General features: G+C 54.4%; 20 protein-coding genes. 13 read left to right on the top strand and 7 right to left on the bottom strand.

Translation table 11 applies throughout. The annotated features are described in order from the left end of the window. Window positions 1-22: 22 nt before the first annotated feature. Together ectB and ectA are read right to left on the bottom strand one after the other, a co-directional pair. Window positions 23-1,306, bottom strand: coding sequence for a diaminobutyrate--2-oxoglutarate transaminase (gene ectB / locus TH2_RS13930; RefSeq protein ID WP_008891075.1), 1,284 nt, complete (start codon window positions 1,304-1,306; stop codon window positions 23-25). A 126-nt stretch (window positions 1,307-1,432) separates the two neighbouring features. Continuing rightward, a complete protein-coding gene (gene ectA, locus TH2_RS13925; RefSeq protein WP_008891074.1) occupies window positions 1,433-1,981 on the bottom strand; it encodes a diaminobutyrate acetyltransferase in 549 nt (182 codons plus the stop codon). A 322-nt stretch (window positions 1,982-2,303) separates the two neighbouring features. Here ectA and TH2_RS13920 point away from each other — a divergent pair, with 322 nt between their 5' ends. Further along, entirely contained in the window at window positions 2,304-2,792 is a 489-nt protein-coding gene (locus TH2_RS13920) for a MarR family winged helix-turn-helix transcriptional regulator (RefSeq protein ID WP_008891073.1), read from the top strand. A gap of 198 nt (window positions 2,793-2,990) precedes the next feature. Further along, window positions 2,991-3,929: an MBL fold metallo-hydrolase gene (locus tag TH2_RS13915; protein WP_040824050.1), complete on the top strand. Its 939-nt coding sequence runs from the start codon at window positions 2,991-2,993 to the stop codon at window positions 3,927-3,929. A gap of 19 nt (window positions 3,930-3,948) precedes the next feature. Here TH2_RS13915 and TH2_RS13910 read toward each other — a convergent pair whose 3' ends face one another. The 3 genes from TH2_RS13910 to TH2_RS13900 form a co-directional block, all read right to left on the bottom strand. Next, window positions 3,949-5,043 (bottom strand): YeeE/YedE family protein, encoded by a 1,095-nt coding sequence (locus tag TH2_RS13910; protein ID WP_008891071.1) that lies wholly within the window; start codon window positions 5,041-5,043, stop codon window positions 3,949-3,951. Between the two features lie 110 nt (window positions 5,044-5,153). Then, window positions 5,154-5,516: an ArsR/SmtB family transcription factor gene (locus TH2_RS13905; RefSeq protein WP_040823953.1), complete on the bottom strand. Its 363-nt coding sequence runs from the start codon at window positions 5,514-5,516 to the stop codon at window positions 5,154-5,156. Window positions 5,517-5,629: 113 nt separating this feature from the next. Further along, the gene (locus TH2_RS13900) at window positions 5,630-6,004 is read right to left on the bottom strand and encodes a thioredoxin domain-containing protein (protein ID WP_008891069.1); all 375 of its coding nucleotides are present in this window, start codon (window positions 6,002-6,004) and stop codon (window positions 5,630-5,632) included. Between the two features lie 118 nt (window positions 6,005-6,122). Here TH2_RS13900 and TH2_RS13895 point away from each other — a divergent pair, with 118 nt between their 5' ends. From TH2_RS13895 to TH2_RS13845, 11 genes are all read left to right on the top strand, one after another. After that, window positions 6,123-6,857 (top strand): cytochrome c biogenesis CcdA family protein, encoded by a 735-nt coding sequence (locus TH2_RS13895; protein WP_008891068.1) that lies wholly within the window; start codon window positions 6,123-6,125, stop codon window positions 6,855-6,857. Window positions 6,858-6,867: 10 nt separating this feature from the next. After that, window positions 6,868-7,485, top strand: coding sequence for a SoxW family protein (locus TH2_RS13890; protein WP_008891067.1), 618 nt, complete (start codon window positions 6,868-6,870; stop codon window positions 7,483-7,485). A 196-nt stretch (window positions 7,486-7,681) separates the two neighbouring features. Next, complete coding sequence (soxX, locus tag TH2_RS13885) at window positions 7,682-8,143, top strand: sulfur oxidation c-type cytochrome SoxX (RefSeq protein WP_008891066.1); 462 nt, start codon at window positions 7,682-7,684, stop codon at window positions 8,141-8,143. Between the two features lie 19 nt (window positions 8,144-8,162). Next, window positions 8,163-8,618, top strand: a complete 456-nt coding sequence (gene soxY, locus TH2_RS13880) for a thiosulfate oxidation carrier protein SoxY (RefSeq protein WP_008891065.1) — start codon at window positions 8,163-8,165, stop codon at window positions 8,616-8,618. Window positions 8,619-8,638: 20 nt separating this feature from the next. Continuing rightward, window positions 8,639-8,965, top strand: a complete 327-nt coding sequence (soxZ, locus tag TH2_RS13875; RefSeq protein WP_008891064.1) for a thiosulfate oxidation carrier complex protein SoxZ — start codon at window positions 8,639-8,641, stop codon at window positions 8,963-8,965. Window positions 8,966-9,026: 61 nt separating this feature from the next. Beyond that, complete coding sequence (gene soxA, locus TH2_RS13870) at window positions 9,027-9,887, top strand: sulfur oxidation c-type cytochrome SoxA (RefSeq protein ID WP_008891063.1); 861 nt, start codon at window positions 9,027-9,029, stop codon at window positions 9,885-9,887. A gap of 118 nt (window positions 9,888-10,005) precedes the next feature. Further along, window positions 10,006-11,700 carry a thiosulfohydrolase SoxB gene (gene soxB, locus TH2_RS13865; protein WP_008891062.1) on the top strand — a complete coding sequence of 565 codons (1,695 nt, stop codon included), beginning with the start codon at window positions 10,006-10,008 and terminating at the stop codon, window positions 11,698-11,700. A gap of 94 nt (window positions 11,701-11,794) precedes the next feature. Continuing rightward, entirely contained in the window at window positions 11,795-13,090 is a 1,296-nt protein-coding gene (gene soxC / locus TH2_RS13860; RefSeq protein WP_008891061.1) for a sulfite dehydrogenase, read from the top strand. Then, window positions 13,074-14,174 (top strand): c-type cytochrome, encoded by a 1,101-nt coding sequence (locus TH2_RS13855; protein ID WP_008891060.1) that lies wholly within the window; start codon window positions 13,074-13,076, stop codon window positions 14,172-14,174. Before soxC ends, TH2_RS13855 begins: the two co-directional genes overlap by 17 nt. A 170-nt stretch (window positions 14,175-14,344) precedes the next feature. Next, window positions 14,345-14,620, top strand: a complete 276-nt coding sequence (locus TH2_RS21290; RefSeq protein ID WP_157194117.1) for a c-type cytochrome — start codon at window positions 14,345-14,347, stop codon at window positions 14,618-14,620. Between the two features lie 49 nt (window positions 14,621-14,669). Further along, window positions 14,670-15,944, top strand: a complete 1,275-nt coding sequence (locus TH2_RS13845) for an NAD(P)/FAD-dependent oxidoreductase (protein WP_008891058.1) — start codon at window positions 14,670-14,672, stop codon at window positions 15,942-15,944. Window positions 15,945-15,971: 27 nt separating this feature from the next. Here the strand turns inward: TH2_RS13845 and TH2_RS13840 are convergent, their stop codons facing one another. Next, a complete protein-coding gene (locus TH2_RS13840; protein ID WP_008891057.1) occupies window positions 15,972-17,093 on the bottom strand; it encodes an AbrB family transcriptional regulator in 1,122 nt (373 codons plus the stop codon). Beyond that, window positions 17,093-18,775 carry a methyl-accepting chemotaxis protein gene (locus tag TH2_RS13835; protein ID WP_008891056.1) on the bottom strand — a complete coding sequence of 561 codons (1,683 nt, stop codon included), beginning with the start codon at window positions 18,773-18,775 and terminating at the stop codon, window positions 17,093-17,095. Before TH2_RS13835 ends, TH2_RS13840 begins: the two co-directional genes overlap by 1 nt. Between the last annotated feature and the right edge of the window lie 15 nt (window positions 18,776-18,790).

Below are 18,790 nucleotides of genomic sequence, written 5' to 3'. Positions count from 1 at the left end.
GTTAAGCGTCGCCCAAACTATGTTACTCAGCGGCTGCTTTGGACGGGGAAACGTCCTTGCCCATGGCTTTGGCGGTTGCCAGTTCAAGGATTTCCAGTCCATGTGCCAGATCCTGCTTGGAGATGATCAGCGGCACAAGGCATTTGACCACTTCATCTTCCGGACCACTGGTTTCGATCACAAGGTTATGCTTGAAGCATTCCTTGGTGACCTTGGATGCCAGTTCGCCACTTTCAAAGCAGATACCCTGCATCAGGCCGCGGCCCTTGCGATAGAGTTTGCCATCGCCATAGCGATCAATGATTTCATCGAGGCGCGCTTCAAGGAACGCGGCCTTGTCGCGTACATCAGCAGCAAACTTGTCATCCGACCAGAAATGGTCAAGCGCAGCAGCAGCAGTCACAAACGCGTGGTTGTTACCACGGAAGGTGCCGTTATGTTCGCCCGGATGCCAGACATCGAGTTCCGGCTTCATCAGAACCACGGCAAGCGGAAGACCATACGCCGAAAGGGATTTCGACAGCGTGATGATGTCCGGCTTGATGCCAGCAGGTTCGAAGCTAAAGAACGTACCGGTACGACCACAGCCCGCCTGAATGTCATCGACAATCAGAAGTATGTCATGCTTGCGGCAAACCTTTTCCAGGTTCTTGAGCCAGCCGAAGTCAGCGGCATTCAGGCCACCTTCGCCCTGAAGGGTTTCGACGATCACGGCTGCGGGCAGGGCGATACCGCTGGAGTTGTCCGAAAGGACACGGTCCAGATACTCGGTGGTATCAGCACCGTCACCCATATAACCGTCAAACGGCACGGCAACAGCATTATCAAGCGAGACGCCAGCAGCGCCACGATGATGTTCGTTACCCGTGATGGCAAGCGAACCAAGCGTGCAACCATGGAAGCCGTTGGTAAACGAAATCACGGTTTCGCGGCCCTTGACGCGACGGGCCAGTTTAAGAGCAGCTTCGACGGCGTTGGTGCCGGTCGGGCCAGTAAACTGGACTTTGTATTCCATGTCGCGCGGCTTGAAGATTTTCTCTTCGAGCGCTTCAAGAAACGCTGCCTTTGCCTTGGTGTGCATGTCCAGACCATGGGTTACGCCGTTTGATTTGATATAATCAATCAGCTTTTCCTGCAGGACAGGATGGTTATGGCCATAGTTCAGCGTGCCGGCACCGGCAAGGAAATCAAGATAGCGGTTGCCATCGACATCGGTCAGCCAAGCGCCTTCAGCACTTTCAAAGGTTACGGGGAAGGAGCGTGCATAGCTCTGAACTTCCGATTCAAGGCGATCAAATACAGTCATAGTTCCCTCTTTCAGATTGGGAAAATCAAGTCCACCTGTCATACCGAACGTTCCGGCGTGCCGGATGTTCCAGAAATGGTCGATGCCATTTCGAGTATGACAAGTGGGAAAATTAGGTCAGCCGGATTAGGCGGCGACGCGTTCGACGTCTTCGCGCTCGAACGGACCGATCTGCCAAAGAATTTCGCTGGCAGCGGCGCCTTCGAAGTGTGTTTCGCGTTCAAACTGGACCTTGCGCTTAACATCAGCACCCAGTTCGCGCGCAACGGAACGGAAGACACCCTGCGACGGTGCGTTCGTCGAGGTGATCGTTGTGTTCAGCTGCGAGACGTTGTGGCAGGACGGACGATCCAGAATATCAAGGATCAGACGCTTCGCCAGACGCAGGCCACGGGCCTTGGGCGAAACTGCCACCTGCCAAATGAAAAGCTGTTCAGGCTGGTCGGGGACGATGTAGCCCGAAACGAAACCGACGGCTTCGCCGTTCAGTTCGGCAATCGCGCACGTGCCTGAGAAGTGCGAGCACTGCAGCAGATTGCAATACATCGAGTTTTCATCCAGCGGCTTGCAGTCGGCAATGAGGTTATTCACCGCAGCGCCGTCTGTGGCCTTGGGTTTACGGATAATCAGGTTGGCTTTCTGGCCGGTATTGCCGTTTGTGTTGGCAATTTTCATCGGTCTGCCTGCTCTGTTATTTCGATACACGATCATTTATGTCGCGAGAGATGTATAGAACAACGATACAAATTGATCAACCCCTTCTCTGTGACTTTCCTGTGAAACTCCGTAAGTTTCTGATAATAAGCCAAACATTGATGTATCGCCCTTCGATAAGGATAATATTCTTTCGATGAAATATTGTTTCCTGAATAGAGCGATAATCGATGGAATAAATGATCGAAATTCGATATAAAAGTGTCTTAAAGCGTTGCGCAGCCGCGGGTCCGGGGCTAAAACAACGCTTGCTATAGAAACGAAAAACGTCCGGAAAATAACAATGGATAAATTGCATGAAGCGTTGATCTCCATCCGCCGCATTTTGCGGGCGAGTGATATCCACGCCAAAAAGCTTGGTAAGGTGACCGGGCTTAAAACATCCCAGCTTCTTGTTTTGCAATCGCTTGAGGAATTCGGCGAGATGACGGTTGGCCAGATCGCGGCCAAGGTTAATCTGGCCCAGGCATCGACCACGGCGCTTGTCGATAAGTTGCAGGCGATGCGGCTTGTGACACGCGAGCGCGGAGACACCGACAAGCGCAAGGTGTTCGTCAGGCTTACCGATCAGGGCAGGGCTATTCTGGACCGCGCGCCGATGGCGCTTCATGACCGTTTTTCGGACAAGTTCAACAATCTAGAGGAATGGGAACAGACGTTTCTCATCGCAGCCCTGCAACGTGTTTCAGGGATGATGGATGCCAGTGACATCGACGTCGCACCCGTTCTGGACCACGACGAGATTGTCGAAAGGGCGGTAGATCGTCACTGAATGCAGTGAGATCAATGTTTTCTTTAGTTCCTTGCAAATAAAGAACAAATCACATGGCGTTGGCTAGGTATCGTACCCGCGGTTTGGTGCGGTATCCTGGGCTATTGGCGCGTGGAAAACTCCGCGTGGTATGTTTTTAGGTTGACCAAATCAACCATGAGTGCATTCATTCAAAAAAACATATATGTGGAGGATGCAATGGCTGGAAACAATTCCTGGTCTCGTCGTGATGTTCTGAAATCGTCGTTGGCACTGGCGGGTATGGGGGCGGCCGGTTTGTTTCCCGGGGCTGCGTCAGCGCTTGGTTCCTTGAAACTTGGTGCGTCAGACATCGCGGTCATATCGGATGGTAATCTGATGTTGCCGTTATCTTTTGCCTTTCCCGACGTTTCACAGGATGAACTGGTAGCGTTGCTTAAGGCTGAGGGGCAGCCAACGGATGCGCTGCTGCCCGATTGCAACATCACCGTTTTGCGCCGTGGTGATCGGGTGGTGATGTTTGATGTCGGCGCAGGCCCGAATTTCATGCCGTCAGCCGGCAAGCTTATGGACAACCTTGAAGAAGCTGGTGTCAGTCCCGATCAGGTGACCGATATTGTGTTCACCCACGCGCATCCTGACCATCTGTGGGGGCTGATTGATGATTTCGACGAATTGATCTTTGCCGACGCGCGCTATCACATGAACCGGATCGAGTGGGAATACTGGCAGGTCGAGGATACGCTTGAAAAAACGCCCGACGCGCGCAAAAGCTTCGTGGTTGGGGCGCGCAACCGTATGGCCTTCCTTGAGGACCGTATCGAGTTGTTCGATTATGGTGCAGAGGTGGTACCCGGTGTCGAGGCGGTCGATACCGCCGGTCACACACCCGGGCATACGTCGTTTATGATCCATGACGGATCAAACAGTGCGCTTGTGGTGGGTGATGCCATTACCAATATTGCGGTATCCCTGATCCATCCAGAATGGCCAAGCGGATCTGATCAGGATGCCGAAAAGGGCATTGCCACGCGCAAGATGTTGCTGGATCGGCTTGCTGTTGATGGATCGCGGATTATCGGCTTCCACATGCCGCATCCAGGCCTTGGCGTGATCGAGCGGGCCGGTCCGGCATATCGGTTTGTTGTGGCGCAATAATCGCTGCTTGGGGCTTGGTTTAACCGTGCTTGCGCAGCGATATTGCGCGCAGGAACCCGAACGGTGATCCTTCAAGAAGGACGCCAAGACCCACCCGCGCCCCAATGGCAATCGAGATCATCACAATCGGCGAAGAGATTGCCAGCGTGGAGAACGCGCTGACACCTTGGCCGATGGTGCAGCCAAGGGCAAAAACGCCGCCAGTTCCCATCAAGAATGCACCCAGCAGGTGGCGACCAAGTTCGCGGGCATCATCGCAGGCTTCCCAGCGCATGTCGTTGCTTTTCCAAGCTGCCAGTGCAGCGCCCAGAAACACCCCGATCACCAATCCAACCCCGTAATCGGGCAGGGCCCCGGTAACGGTGATGATCTGCATGATCGTGTCGCCCACCGGGGTGACAAAGGATCCTGCCTCGATCTGGGTTTCAACAAAGCGATATTGTGCAAAGCTTGTCGTCCATACCCAACCGAGCGAAATGCAGGCACCAATTGTGATGGCGCCAAGCGCCTTGGCGCGCTCCGCACGGAACTCAGAACTGCGAAAGACCCACCAAAGCCCGATGGCGCTGATCAGCAGGGCAATCGGAAAGTGCAGATCAAATCCGCTGGCGTTTGATGCTATCGCGCCAATCGATTGCGATCCGGCTGAGGTGAATTCAATCGACAGCGGATCAAGAAACCAGACGCGAAAATGGCCCGTTACGCCGCGAAGGGCAGCAATGGCCGCCAGTCCGATACCGGTCAGGACAACCAGCGCACGCAGATTGCCACCGCCCAAGCGAATGATGGCACCAAATCCGCAGGTGCCGACAAAGGCCATGCCAAAGCCAAACATCAGCCCGCCCAGAATGCTGCCTGCAATCGGCAGGGTCGGGGTGATGTAGAAACTGTTTGAAAGATCAATAACGCCAAGCGCGACCAACGTTTGGGTGCAGAATAGTGCAGTGATGGCCGCCAGCACCCAGGCGCGCAGACCGATGCTGTTGGCAGCAAACCAATAGCGTTCGAGGGCTGCCATCGTGCAGAAATGTTGTCGACGTGCGACAATTCCCACCACGATGCCGGTCAAAACACCGACAAGCGGCAGGGCCCAGGGATTATCCAAACCCAGCATGACGTTTTCCTCCCGCCTTGTTGATTGTAATTTTTTGCCAAGGCGTCGGCGGAATCGTGACGTTTTTTCTGTTCTAATTCAAGGAAGCTTTTTCGATCAGCAGTTGTCGCCTATTCGGCAGCGGCTTTTTCTTCATCGCGGACCGGGGCACAGAACAGGTCATAAAGCGTACCAATGATGGTCGCCATTTCCGTATCGACAATGCGGTAATAGATCATGCGGCCTTCGCGGCGGGCCGAGACCAGGCCATCAATGCGAAGCCGTGCCAGTTGCTGGGATACAACGGCCTGGGGCATGGACAGAATTTCTTCGAGATCGGATACCGACTTTTCGCCTTCCTGCAGGATGCAAAGGATCAGCAAGCGTGTCTCATGCGACAGCGCCTTGAGCATCTCGCTGGCCTTGCGCGCCTGCTTGAGGAGAGCTTCGGCTTCGGTCGAGTCCATGTTTTGCTTGAAACGTGGTAGGGCCATCGTTTGCTGTGCTCGTCGGTTAAAGGGCCAAAGCCATTAGATGTCCGATTATACCAGACATCAAGGTCAATACACGATTGGATACTGTGCTTCAAACCGAATATACAGTTTTCCTAATCGTTCGGCAATTGCGAGAGCATCTCGTCAAGCATCGGCCAGAAAAAATGATCGCCGGGATAACCGCGCAGACGGGCGACTTCCCGGTTGTTTTTGATTAACACGAATGTCGGTGTAACACGTTCACGCGCGATGTGATCAAGGTCTTCGGGCCATTTATGAATATCAACACGGCGAAGAGGGGCCAGTTTGCCCTGATCGGTGTTGGGGTAGGCTTCGCCGATTTCCTGATGCCAGCGCACACACCATGCGCATCCCTTCTGTTCAAGCATCAGCAATTCGGTCGCCAATGCAGAGCCAATCCACATCTGTGATGCGAAAATCATGGCCAGAGTGAGCCGGAAAACCCGGGAAATGTGCGGTTTTTTCATATGTCTGAATTCTACATAAAGTTATGATTGAATTATATATGAAAAATACTATTCTTTGAAGAGGCGCTGATAAACAAATTCCAAAATCAGATACCCACAGCGCCGGGAGGAACATGAATTGCTCGATATTGGTTTCGGCGCAGCCTTCCTTGCGGGGGTGTTGTCGTTCTTTACGCCATGTGTTTTGCCGATTGTGCCGCCATACCTTGCCTATCTGGCAGGGGTCAGTGTTACGGATCTTGATGATCGCGCGGTCGCAAGTGCGAAGTCACGCCAGGTGTTCTTTACGGCATTGGCCTTTGTCGCTGGTTTCAGCACAATTTTCATCGCACTCGGTGCGACGGCGAGCGTCATTGGCCAGTCACTGGCGAGTTATTTCGACATTTTATCGATCATTGCCGGGATCATGATTGCGATCATGGGCCTCCATTTCATGGGGGTTTTCCGGATATCGCTTTTGTATCGCGATGCGCGGGTCAATGTGCCGAAAAAGCCGGCGGGTCTTGTCGGGGCCTATGTGATGGGGCTTGCCTTTGCCTTTGGCTGGACACCGTGTGTGGGCCCCGCACTGGCCGCGATCCTGTTTGTTGCCGGGGCGGAAAGCACGGCATTGCGCGGGGCAGGGTTGCTTGCGGTTTATTCGCTGGGAATCGGTTTGCCCTTTGCGCTGGCGGGGCTTTTCGCCGGGCAATTCGTTGGCTGGTCCCGAAAATTCAAACGACACATGCACACTGTTGAGCGGGCGATGGGGATCTTGTTGGTGTTGACCGGTATCTTGTTTATGACCGGGCAAATGTCGGCCATCGCCCAATGGTTGCTTGAGACTTTCCCCTCGCTTTCGACCCTCGGATAGGAGTTGCGTCATGAATATGCGTCATCTGCTGCGTGGAGTGCCTTTGGCGAAATATCTGGTCGCCGGTTTGCTGGTAATGAGTTGGTCACACGGATCGCACGCGGAAACCGTGGGCGAAGATGGTCTTCACAAGCAAGACTGGTTTTCCATCACATTTCGCGATATTGCCGACGATATTGCGGCTGCCCGGGATGAAAACAAGCGTCTGGTGATGATCTTTGAACAGCGCGGCTGCATCTATTGCGCCAAGATGCATACCGAACTGCTGAGCGATCCAGAGGTATCCGACTACATCAAGGAGAACTTCAAGGTCGTCCAGTACAACATGTTTGGCGACGAAGAGGTGATTGATCTCGATGGCGACGTGCTGAGCGAGAAAACCGCCGCCCGCAAGTGGGGCTATGTCTTTACCCCGACCATCGTTTTTTTGCCTGAAGAAGCACCGGAAGACGGCAAGAATGCCGCCGAGGCCGCGGTTGCGACCATGCCGGGCGCGTTTGGCAAATGGACGTTCCTGAATATGTTTCGCTGGGTGAACGAGAAGGGCTACGAAACCGACGAGCACTTCCAGAAATATCATGCCCGCATCATTCAGAAGCTTCAGGAAGAGGGTCGTTTGGGGCAGTAGCAACCCCTTGCAATGCATGCATAATTGATAGTTCAGCACATGAAACATTAAAAATATCATATTTATGTGTTGAATTAAAAGTTGAGTTTGAATAACTTCAACTAAAGGCGCCGTCAGAGCCGCCAGATGTCAGACCGGGGATGTTCATATGCCACACAGAGGGCAGGGGCATCGTCACAGGAGGAACCACAACGCCATGTCTTGGAAACCAAGAACCTTTCTTGCGTGCCTGATCGTTGGCCTTCCGGCCCTTGCCGCAGCTGATGCACTTGCACCTGCCGATGTCAAATTCGATGACATGTCCGTATCCCAGTCATTGACCAGCCAGCCGGGAGACCCGGAAAACGGGCGTAAGGTCTTTGCCAATCGCAGCCTTGGCAACTGTCTGGCATGTCACGCTGTCAAAGATCAAAGCGACCAGCTGTTCCACGGCGAAGTCGGGCCGCCGCTTGACGGTGCTGCCGACCGCTGGAGCGAGGGCGAACTTCGCGCCATCGTGGCTGATGCCAAAGAAGTTTTCTCCGAGCAGACGGTTATGCCGGGTTTCTATTCGCTGAATGTCGGCATCAATGTCCGTGAAGATCTGGTCGGCAAAACAATCCTGACCGCGCAGGAAGTTGAAGATGTCGTGGCCTATTTGGCGACGCTCAAAGAATAACAACCACCGAGGAACCAAGATGAATCTCACACGACGCCAAATGCTTTGTGCATCGGTCGGTGCAGCTGCAGCCGGAGTGTTCGGCTTCTCGCTGTCCGCCTCTGCCACGCCGGAAGCCACAGCCGAAAGCATCAAAAACTTTGCCGGTGGTAAAGAGCCTGCGATGGGTGGTGACCTGACCCTGACGACGCCGGAAATTGCCGAAAACGGCAACACCGTGCCGATCGAAGTGTCTGTGGCAAGCCCGATGACGGATGACGATTACGTTGAGTCGGTTGTCATCTATGCCGAAGGCAACCCAAATCCGGATGTCGCTGTATTCCACTTCACGCCGATGAGCGGTGCAGCCGAAGCGAAAACCCGCATGCGTCTAGCGAAAACCCAGAATGTGGTTGCGGTTGCAAAGACCAGCAAGGGGCAGGTTTTCATGGATAAAAAAGAAGTCAAAGTGACCATCGGTGGTTGCGGCGGCTGATCGGATCGGGAGAAAGTCAAATGGACAATATCAAGCCGCGTGTAAAAGTGCCGAAATCCGCATCGGCTGGTGAGATCATCACCATCAAGACCCTGATCAACCATCCGATGGAATCAGGGTTGCGCAAGGGCAAGGATGGCAATCTCATCCCGCGCCAGATCATCAACAAGTTCACCTGTGAATTCAACGGCAAGTCTGTGTTTTCCTGTGAACTCGAGCCGGCAATTTCCGCCAACCCCTATATCGAGTTTTCCGCCAAGGTTACCGAGGCTGGAACATTCAAGTTCAGCTGGTTGGATGATGACGGTTCTGTCTACGAGACTGAAAACAAGATCGCCATAAAATGATTCGGGACGGGTCCTTGATCCAGGTGATCACGGGCCCGCCACTGTATCGGGAGGGAATGTCTTGAGAAACCAAATCATAGCCAAAGCTGCTGCGGTTGCCATGACCGCACTTGTCCCGGGGATTGCGTTTGCCGGTGGGCCGGTTGACGATGAACTCGTCATTGACGGCGAAATCCAGATGATCACCCGGGCGGCACCGCCAGAGGGGCACCCGCTTGACGAGGTGCTGTCAGGTTGGCTGTATCGAACCGAAGAAACGCGTCTTTTGGAAACCGATACCTTTGAAAACCCCGGAATGCTTGAAGTGCAGGACGGTGCGGATCTTTGGAATACGGTTGACGGAAGTGCCGGTAAATCCTGCGCATCCTGTCATGGCGATGCCGAGGAAAGCATGGCTGGTGTCGGGGCAAGCTTCCCGAAGTGGGATGAAGCATCCAACCGCCCGATCAATGTGGAACTTCAGATCAACAAGTGCCGCACCGAAGAGATGGGGGCAGAGGCCTATAAGTTTGATGCCCCTGAACAGAAGGCGTTGACCGCCTATGTCAAACATCAGTCTTTGGGTACGCCTGTTGCCATCGATCTTGCCGAAGGGCACATGCAGAGCTGGTGGGAGAAGGGCAACGAGCTTTATTACACCCGGACCGGGCAGCTCAATCTTTCCTGTGCATCCTGTCATGAGCAGAACAATGGCAACTACATTCGCGCCGACCATCTTAGTCAGGGCAATGTGAACGGGTTCCCGACCTATCGCCTGAAGCAGGCCAGTCTGGTGTCACTGCACAACCGTTTCCGCGGTTGCATCCGTGATACCCGTGCGGAATTCCCGGCTGCATTTTCTGACGAACTGATGGCGCTTGAGGTCTATGTGACCTGGCGTGGGACTGGCTTGTCCGTCGAGACACCGGCAGTTCGTCAATAAGACTCAAAAGTTACTACAGGGGTGATTGGATTATCCTCCCGGTTGCCCCGCCTTTCTTCCTTTAAATGCCTCGGCCGCGTTGCCGAACAGGTGAATATTGCCCGGAGGCCACCAATAAATGTTTTCGCGCCGTGAATTTTTGCAATGGGCTGCTGTGACCACCGCAGCGACAGGCTATATGGGCAGTTTGACCCGTGTGGCTGCCCAACAGCGTCTGACCCAGGACGACCTTTTGAAGTTTGACAGCAAAGGCAGCATTACGCTTTTGCACTTCACTGATGTTCATGCCCAGCTAAAGCCTGTCTATTTCCGCCCGCCATCAGAAAATTATGGCGTCGGAGCATTTGAAGGCATTCCGCCACATCTGGTCGGTGAGGAATTCCTGTCCCACTTCGGGATTAAACGCGGCAGTCCGCTCGCCTATGCTCACACCATGGTCGATTATGTCGATATGGCGCGGACTTATGGACGCCTTGGCGGCCTTGATCGCACCGCGACGCTGGTCAAGGCGATCCGTGCGGAACGCGGGGATAACAACGTTCTGTTCCTTGATGGTGGTGACACCTGGCAGGGGTCCTATACGTCACTCAAGACCAATGGGCAGGACATGGTTGATTGCATGAAGCTGCTCAAGCCGGATGCGATGGTCGGTCACTGGGAATTCACCTTTGGCGAAGACCGGGTCAAGGAGATCGTTGATGATCTCGGTTATCCATTTTTGGCTAGCAACGTTTTTGACACAGAATGGGATGAACCGGTTTTCGAGCATACCGCGTTCTATGAAGCCGGCGGACATAAGGTCGCGGTGATCGGGCAGGCCATGCCATATACCCCGATTGCCAATCCGCGCTGGATGATCCCGAACTGGTCGTTTGGTATTCGCCCGGAAGTCATTCAGGCCAATGTCGATGCTGCGCGCGAGGCCGGGGCCGCTGTTGTCGTCTTGTTATCGCATAACGGATTTGACGTGGACCAGAAACTGGCGACCGTTGTGAATGGCATTGATGTCATCCTGACAGGCCACACCCATGATGCCGTGCCAGAGGCGATCAAGATCGGCAATACATTGCTTTTGTCATCGGGTTCACACGGCAAATATCTGGGGCGCGTTGATCTGGAAGTTAAAGATGGGCGCGTAACCGATTATCATTCCGCACTTATTCCGGTGTTCTCGGATGTAATCGATCCGGATCCAGAAATGGCCGCCAAGATTGACGAGGTCCGTGCACCTTATGAGGCGGAGTGCAATCGCGTCATCGGCAAGACATCTGGTTTGCTGTACCGCCGCGGTAATTTCAACGGCACCTGGGATGACCTGATTTGTCAGGGCATCATGGAAGAACGGGATGCCGAACTGGCATTCAGCCCGGGCTTCCGTTGGGGCACGACATTGCTTCCGGGTGACGATATCACTATCGATGATCTTTATAACCAGACCAGTATGAATTACCCGTCGGTTTATCGTCTGGAATTCACAGGCACGCAGATCAAGGAAATCCTCGAGGACGTTTGTGACAACCTGTTTAATAAGGATCCGTTCTTCCAACAGGGGGGGGACATGGTCCGTGTCGGTGGCATGGCCTATAGCTGCGCACCCAAGGAAAGCATCGGCAACCGCATCTCGAACATGACAATGATCAAGACTGGCGAGCCGATTGAAGCGGATCGCAGTTATGTCGTCGCCGGTTGGGCATCCGTCAACGAAGGCGTTGAAGGACCCGCTGTCTACGATCTGATGGAAAACTACATCACCCGCCACAAGGTCATTGATATTCCACGCAATGACACCGTGAAAGTGATTGGAATGAACTAGGCGAAATCACCTTGCCGGTTCCAATCACCGGGCAGGGCATTTTTCGCCTCAATATATATAAAATATCGAATGTGTAGGGAGGGCACCAAGAGCCATGTCCAAACAACCTCAGAAAGATAAGAATTTTGTGCCAAGTCGGCGCAGCTTTCTTCAGGGTGGTCTAACAGCCGCCGGTGGGGCGGCGGTTGCCGCAATTGGTGGCGGTGCTGCGTTGGCGGCCGGAACCCCGGATCCGGCGATTACGGAACTCAAGGACTGGAACCAGTATTCCGGTCCGGGCGTGGATGCCGCACCTTATGGTGTGCCGTCACCGTTTGAAGCACATGTCGTACGTCGCGATGTGCCATGGCTGACCGCCGATCCGATATCGTCGATCAACTTCACACCGTTGCATGAACTTGACGGCATCATCACGCCCAATGGTCTTTGCTTTGAGCGTCATCACAGCGGGGTCGCCGAAGTGGACCCGGCCGAGCATCGCCTGATGATCAATGGTCTGGTCGACAAGCCGCTTGTCTTTACCATGCAGGATCTGATGCGTTTTCCGCGTGAAAACCGGGTCTACTTCCTTGAATGTGCGGCGAACTCTGGCATGGAGTGGCGTGGCGCGCAGCTTAACGGCTGCCAGTTTACCCACGGTATGCTGCACAATGTGATGTATACCGGTGTCCGCCTGCGGACACTTCTGGAAGAAGCCGGCGTTAAACCAGCCGGGAAATGGATCCTGGCCGAAGGTGCCGATGCATCGGGTATGGGGCGTTCGATCCCGATTGAAAAGGCGCTTGATGACTGCCTTGTTGCTTTCAAAATGAATGGTGAGGCCCTGCGCCCCGAACAAGGATATCCGGTCCGCCTGTGCGTTCCGGGATGGGAAGGCAATATGTGGGTGAAATGGCTGCGCCGGATCGAGGTCGGCGATAAGCCATGGCAGCTCCGCGAAGAGACGTCGAAATATACCGATCTTATGCCGGATGGCCGTGCCCGGCGCTTTACCTGGGCGATGGATGTCAAATCCGTCATCACCAATCCAAGCCCGCAGGCGCCGATCACCCATGGCCGCGGCCATACGATCATTACCGGCGTTGCATGGTCTGGCCATGGTAAGATCAAGCGCGTTGATGTGTCGATTGACGGTGGCCGCAACTGGCAGCATGCCCGGATTGACGGGCCGAGCCTTAGCCGGTCGCTGCATCGCTTCTATTACGAGTTCAACTGGGACGGATCGCCGCTTTATCTGCAATCGCGTGCCATTGACGAACAGGGGTACGTCCAGCCGACCAAGGACGCCCTGCGCGCGGCGCGTGGCGATAACTCCATCTATCACAATAATGGCATCCAGACCTGGTATCTGAAGTCGAACGGAGAGGCGGAAAATGTCGAAGTTTCTTAAGTTTACCGCAAGCATCGTTCTGCTTGGCGCAGCATGGGCAACCAATGCCAACGCGCAAGATGCAGATGCCGGCGAAAAGGTTTTCCACAAATGTGCTGCCTGTCACGCCGTGGGTGAAGGAGCCAAAAACAAGGTCGGACCGGAACTCAATGAAATCTTTGGACGTGTCGCAGGATCGCTTGAGGATTTCAAATATTCCAAGGCGATGACCAAGGCCGGTGAAGAAGGTTTGGTCTGGGACCACGACAGTCTGACCGAATATCTGGCGAAACCGCGCGACTATGTCAAAGGTACGAAGATGGCCTTTACCGGCCTGAAAAAGGACGACGAGATCGCCAATGTGATCGCCTATCTGGCAACCTTCTCGGAAAGTGCAGAGCAAGCCGCAGCGGAACCTGAGTCTGCACCGGCAGCAGCAGCTGTTGAAACCGCATCTACGGCGGAACCTGCTGTGAATGCAGCGGATGCAGTGATCCCTGAGCATGGTGTTCATCATCTTGGCCGCGAAGCACTGCCCGAAGAAATCGCAGCATGGGATATTGATGTTCGTCCGGACGGTGTCGGGCTACCTGTTGGCAGCGGTACTGTTGCCGATGGTGGCGTGCTCTATGATGAAAACTGCGCGGTGTGTCACGGCGTGTTTGGTGAAGGTGAGGGACGCTGGCCGGTATTATCGGGGGGCTTTGATACCCTGACGGCGGATCGTCCGGTTAAAACCATCGGGTCTTATTGGCCGTTCGCTTCGACGATTTTTGACTATGTCCATCGGGCAATGCCGTTTGGTAATGCCCGGTCGTTGAGTGCGGATCAGACCTACGCAATTACAGCTTACCTGTTGTATTTGAACGACATTGTCACAGAAGAAGACTTTGAGTTATCCAATGAAACCTTTAGCGAGATTTCGTTGCCTAACAAAGAGAACTTCTATCCCGATGATCGTCTGGAAGAGCCAAATTTCGCGACCAATGTTGAACCCTGCATGGAAAACTGTGGTGACGGTCCGGCTGAGATCGTGATGCGCGCGCGTATTCTTGATGTTACGCCGGACGGCGATGAAGAAAACGGTGCCGGGGGGATCGATTAATGCGTGACTGTCACCGGAAACATCATGAAGCGGATGGTGGCAGGGTTTTGACAGCGCGCGTGTTTCGGGTGTTGGGCATTGATAGGATCTGGTTGTGTGTTGCGTTCGGGATCTTCTTGATCCCGAACTTTTCGTTTGCTGAGGCCGGTGCGGAAAAACCGATACCGTCTATGCCATTGGGTGAGGCCATCGGGCAGGTATTGGCAATGCCCGGTGATGCGGATTACGGCGCTTATCTCGCGACAGAATGTGTGATGTGTCATCAGCGACAAGCTGCCAATCATGCGATCCCGGTGATCGACGGCTTGCCGCGCGAGTATTTTGTCGAGGCGATGCTGGAATACAAATACCGCCTGCGCGACAATTCAGTGATGCAGGCAATCATGGTAAGCCTTGGTATGGAAGAATTGGCGGCACTGGCGATTTATTTCTCGACGAAGGACTAAAGGTTGGAGTTTGTGAAACGTCGTTAATCAACGGATCAGGAACAAGAAAATGAGCAATGTCACAAGGCGAACGTTCAACAAGTTTCTCGGTGCCGGTGCAGGTGTCATGGCAATGCCGGGCATTTTGCGCGCGCAAGGCCGCAAGAATGTCGTGATTGTTGGCGGCGGTGCCGGTGGGGCGACGGTGGCCCGTCATTTGGCGGAAAAGGCCGGTGGGGCAATCAACATCACCCTGATTGAGGATTCCGAGAAATACACGACCTGCTTCTTTTCCAACCTGTATCTGGGTGGCTATCGCGATTTTGCGTCGATCACACATGGATATGATCGGTTGGTCAATGATTACGGCATTCGCAAAGTGACAGCCCGGGCAGAGGAAATTGATCGCACAGCCCAGCAGGTGCGCACATCGACCGGGGAAACCATCCCCTATGACCGGCTGGTCCTGTCACCGGGTATTGATCTGATATTTGATAGTGTTCCGGGATATTCGGCGGAGCTGGCGGAAATTGCCCCCCATGCATGGCAGGCGGGGCCACAGACACAGTTGCTTAAATCAAAAATTGATGGCCTTAAAAACGGTGATCAGGTGGTGATGGTAGCGCCACCCAATCCGTATCGCTGTCCGCCGGGCCCGTATGAACGTGTTTCCATGATTGCCCATACGATTAAGGCACGCGGGCTCACTGACTGCACGATTGTAGTTCTTGATCCGAAGGAGAAATTCTCCAAACAGGGACTGTTTGCGGAAGGGTGGGAGAAATACTATCCGGGCATGGTGGAATGGTATGGACCCAATATCCATGGGGGTATCAAAGGTGTCGATGTAGAAGCCGGATCGGTTGAGACCGACTTTGATACGTTTAGCGGTGCGTTGCTCAACATCATTCCAGCACAGCAGGCCGGGAGTATTGCCATCAGTACGGGGCTGTCGGATGACAGCGGCTTCTGCCCGGTGGATGCCGAAAGCATGCGGTCCAAACGCGATCAGAACATCTTTGTCATCGGTGATGCGTCCATCGCAGGCGCCATGCCAAAGTCAGGATCCGCTGCCAACAGTCAGGCGAAAGTGGTGGTGATGCATCTGATGGCGGATCTGATGGATGCGCGGGTCTTTCCGGCGCGTTATCTCAATACGTGCTGGAGCCTTGTCGAAACCAATGACGGGATCAAGGTCGGGGCGCAATATGGCAATGTTGATGGCGCGATCGCCAGCACGTCATCCTTTATCAGCCAACCCGATGAGAGTGCCGATGTTCGCCGGCATACATTTGAGGAATCTGTTGCCTGGTATGACGGGATCACCAAGGACATGTTTGGCTAATCACACGTACGCAGTGGCAGAAACAGATTAATCTTGCCGTGCGGCTTTCTTTTGCATGTGGCGCTGAAACCACTTGGCAAGGAGTGGCGCCAGCAACACGATTTCGAAAATGCGCACGATATGGTGAAAGGCGACAAAGCTCGGTTCGACATTGAGTGCGAGCGCAATCAATGACATCTCCGCAACGCCACCCGGTGCAAAGGCCAGCAATACGGCAATGAAATCAAGATCCAGCCATTGCGATACGAACCACGCAACCCCGCCTGTAAAGGCCAGGACAACGAAGGTTGCCAGCACCGAATAGCCCGCAAGACGGACAAGGACAGCGATCTTGACGCCCGAGAACCGACTGCCGATGGCGGAGCCAAGGATCAACAGGCTTCCAGCAAGCAACCAATCGGGCAGGTTACCCTCGACGATGCCCGATACGTGCAACACCATGCTGGCCGCCATCGCACCGGTCATATAGGCCGCCGGGATGCGCAGCTTGCGAAAGACCAGCACTGTGATGATCGCGCAACCGGCGGTCAAAAGGCCTTCGTTGAGTGTCATTTGAACCGATTGGCTATCGCCATGGCCATTTGCCACAACGCCCGTGATCATCAAAACAATCAGTGGTGCGGACATCACCAGCAGCAAAACACGCAAACCCTGCGTCAGGGCGATTTCCTGTTCATTGCCACCAGCCGCGGCCCCAAGAACGACCATTGGTGTCAGGCCACCCGGGGTTGCGGAAAACAGCGCTGTAGCCGGATCCAGACGGGCAATGCGCGAATAGAACCAGGTGATCACGAATGTGATGATCGGAACATACAGCAGAACCGCGATCATGCTGATCGGCCACTTTGCGGCCTGATCAAGCGTATCGGGGGTAAAGGATGCGCCGAGGAAAATACCAATAACGCCAAGGATGCCAGAGCGAAACTGCATCGGGACACCCATTGGCACGCGCAGCAGGCTAGCGACAAACGTGGCCAGCATCGGGCCCATCATCCATGCCAGAGGCATATTGATGAAATGGGCGATCAAGCCGCCAATAAGGCCAATCCCCAAAGCAATCGACAGTTTTTTGAAAAACTGGGGTGTCAAAACACCGGAAAGTCGGTTGATCCAATGGGCGCCGGAGCGACCATCCGGTGTTTTCGTCATTATGCTTCGGCCTTGTTTTTCTCGATTTGTTCAAGGAAGCCATCGATTGCGTTGCGCAGTTTGGTCGCTTCGTCATTCAATGTGCTGGTGGCGCGCGTTACGTTTGCAGAACCGTTATGTACGCGGGCTGTTTCGTTATCCAACGCACCAACCGCCTCGGCCACGGTCCGCATACCACCATTGGCATCCTGAATGCTGTCGGAAATACCGGCCGTTGAGGCCTGCTGTTCTTCAACGGCGGCGGCGATGGCAGCGGCCGACTGATCAACCTCGCCTATAACATCGGCAACACCGTGCAAGGCATTGACCACGTTGTCGGTAAGGCCGCGGATTTCTTCGACCTGACTTGCGATATCTTCGGTCGCGCGTGCAGTCTGGGAGGCGAGGTTTTTAACTTCCCCCGCAACAACCGCAAACCCCTTGCCGGCGTCACCGGCGCGTGCTGCCTCGATGGTGGCGTTCAGGGCAAGCAGGTTGGTCTGGTTTGCGATGTCTTCGATCAGGCTGACGATATCACCGATCCGCTGGGTGGCGTTGGTCAACTGTTCAAACAGGGCGCGAGACTGTTCACTTTCGGAACGTGCACGTCCGGCAACCTCGGCCGAGTTCTGGGCCTGTTGGCCGATTTCAGCAATGGCTTCAGACAAGCTTGCGGTCGTCTGGGAAACAGCTTCGATGTGATGAAGAACTTGTTCTGAATGCTGGTTCGCATCGGCGGACCGCGCGCTGGCAAGGGTTGCGATCTGTTCCATGTCGCTGGCAGATCCGTTGAGCGAGCTGAATTCCTGATCAAAGCCGGAAAGGGCTTCCTGAACGACGCGCTGGAAATGATTGGTGGCGTCGATCAGGTTTTGCTGGCGCTGTCTTTCAAGGCCACGCACGCGTTCGCGTTCCTGACGCAGGACTTCTGCTTCCTTCGACTGATCACGCAGCACCATGACAGAGCGCGCGACCTTGCCGATCTCGTCAGCGCGTTGTCCGCCGCGAACACTCACATCAAGATCGCCATTTGAAATTTGTTCGATCAATTCGGCAAGGTCGGTCATTGGTCGTGAAATGCGCCGGGAGACAAAGACCGACACAACAACCGCAACAACCACAACAATCAGTGCGACGATGACAAAGACACGCTGCAGGGCTTCGGCCTGCGCATAGGCATCGGCAAACGACGTGGTGGCAATTTCATGCGATTGGGCAAGGATATCGTTAAGCGGCGCCTGAAGGGCCTGGAAGGTTTCATCCGCCTGGGCAATGACTTCCAGCGCGCCATAGATGTTCATTTCGCTTTCAACAAGGAACTGGTTCACCTGTTCCATGTATTTCGCATAGTTCTCGGTAAAGGCATCACCACCCACAGCGGCAAGACGCTGGGCAAGGGGGGCGAGTTCTTCTTCGAGTTTGGCGACCTGTTCGCGAAGATCCGGGACAACAGCAGCATTAATGCCGTTGGAGTCCCAGGTCAGGATACGAAACAGCGATCCGTGCGCCTCGTTCAGGGCGTTGCTGAGTGTCAACGCATCGGATCGCCGTTCATAGGCTTCAACGCGAAGGCTGGTAAGGGTGTCTTTCTCGCTTTCAAGGGTTGCCACCGTGGCAATCCCCATCGCGACAATGACGATCATCAGGAAGACCGGAACCAAAAGGGTTTTGGGACCAATCGACAGATTATCAAGAAACCGCATTACCAAATATCCTTC

It is taken from the genome of Thalassospira profundimaris WP0211, assembly GCF_000300275.1.
Taxonomy (GTDB): domain Bacteria; phylum Pseudomonadota; class Alphaproteobacteria; order Rhodospirillales; family Thalassospiraceae; genus Thalassospira; species Thalassospira profundimaris.
The sequence above is the reverse complement of the archived record's forward strand: the minus strand, read 5'-3'. Positions and strand labels throughout refer to the sequence as shown.

Bases quoted from the DNA above. Each gene is read 5' to 3' on its own strand.
- ectB (WP_008891075.1), bottom strand. From the start codon at position 1,306: ATGACTGTATTTGATCGCCTTGAATCGGAAGTTCAGAGCTATGCACGC.
- ectA (WP_008891074.1), bottom strand. From the start codon at position 1,981: ATGAAAATTGCCAACACAAACGGCAATACCGGCCAGAAAGCCAACCTG.
- TH2_RS13920 (WP_008891073.1), top strand. From the start codon at position 2,304: ATGGATAAATTGCATGAAGCGTTGATCTCCATCCGCCGCATTTTGCGG.
- TH2_RS13915 (WP_040824050.1), top strand. From the start codon at position 2,991: ATGGCTGGAAACAATTCCTGGTCTCGTCGTGATGTTCTGAAATCGTCG.
- TH2_RS13910 (WP_008891071.1), bottom strand. From the start codon at position 5,043: ATGCTGGGTTTGGATAATCCCTGGGCCCTGCCGCTTGTCGGTGTTTTG.
- TH2_RS13905 (WP_040823953.1), bottom strand. From the start codon at position 5,516: ATGGCCCTACCACGTTTCAAGCAAAACATGGACTCGACCGAAGCCGAA.
- TH2_RS13900 (WP_008891069.1), bottom strand. From the start codon at position 6,004: ATGAAAAAACCGCACATTTCCCGGGTTTTCCGGCTCACTCTGGCCATG.
- TH2_RS13890 (WP_008891067.1), top strand. From the start codon at position 6,868: ATGAATATGCGTCATCTGCTGCGTGGAGTGCCTTTGGCGAAATATCTG.
- soxX (WP_008891066.1), top strand. From the start codon at position 7,682: ATGTCTTGGAAACCAAGAACCTTTCTTGCGTGCCTGATCGTTGGCCTT.
- soxY (WP_008891065.1), top strand. From the start codon at position 8,163: ATGAATCTCACACGACGCCAAATGCTTTGTGCATCGGTCGGTGCAGCT.
- soxZ (WP_008891064.1), top strand. From the start codon at position 8,639: ATGGACAATATCAAGCCGCGTGTAAAAGTGCCGAAATCCGCATCGGCT.
- soxB (WP_008891062.1), top strand. From the start codon at position 10,006: ATGTTTTCGCGCCGTGAATTTTTGCAATGGGCTGCTGTGACCACCGCA.
- soxC (WP_008891061.1), top strand. From the start codon at position 11,795: ATGTCCAAACAACCTCAGAAAGATAAGAATTTTGTGCCAAGTCGGCGC.
- TH2_RS13855 (WP_008891060.1), top strand. From the start codon at position 13,074: ATGTCGAAGTTTCTTAAGTTTACCGCAAGCATCGTTCTGCTTGGCGCA.
- TH2_RS21290 (WP_157194117.1), top strand. From the start codon at position 14,345: ATGCCATTGGGTGAGGCCATCGGGCAGGTATTGGCAATGCCCGGTGAT.
- TH2_RS13845 (WP_008891058.1), top strand. From the start codon at position 14,670: ATGAGCAATGTCACAAGGCGAACGTTCAACAAGTTTCTCGGTGCCGGT.
- TH2_RS13840 (WP_008891057.1), bottom strand. From the start codon at position 17,093: ATGACGAAAACACCGGATGGTCGCTCCGGCGCCCATTGGATCAACCGA.
- TH2_RS13835 (WP_008891056.1), bottom strand. From the start codon at position 18,775: ATGCGGTTTCTTGATAATCTGTCGATTGGTCCCAAAACCCTTTTGGTT.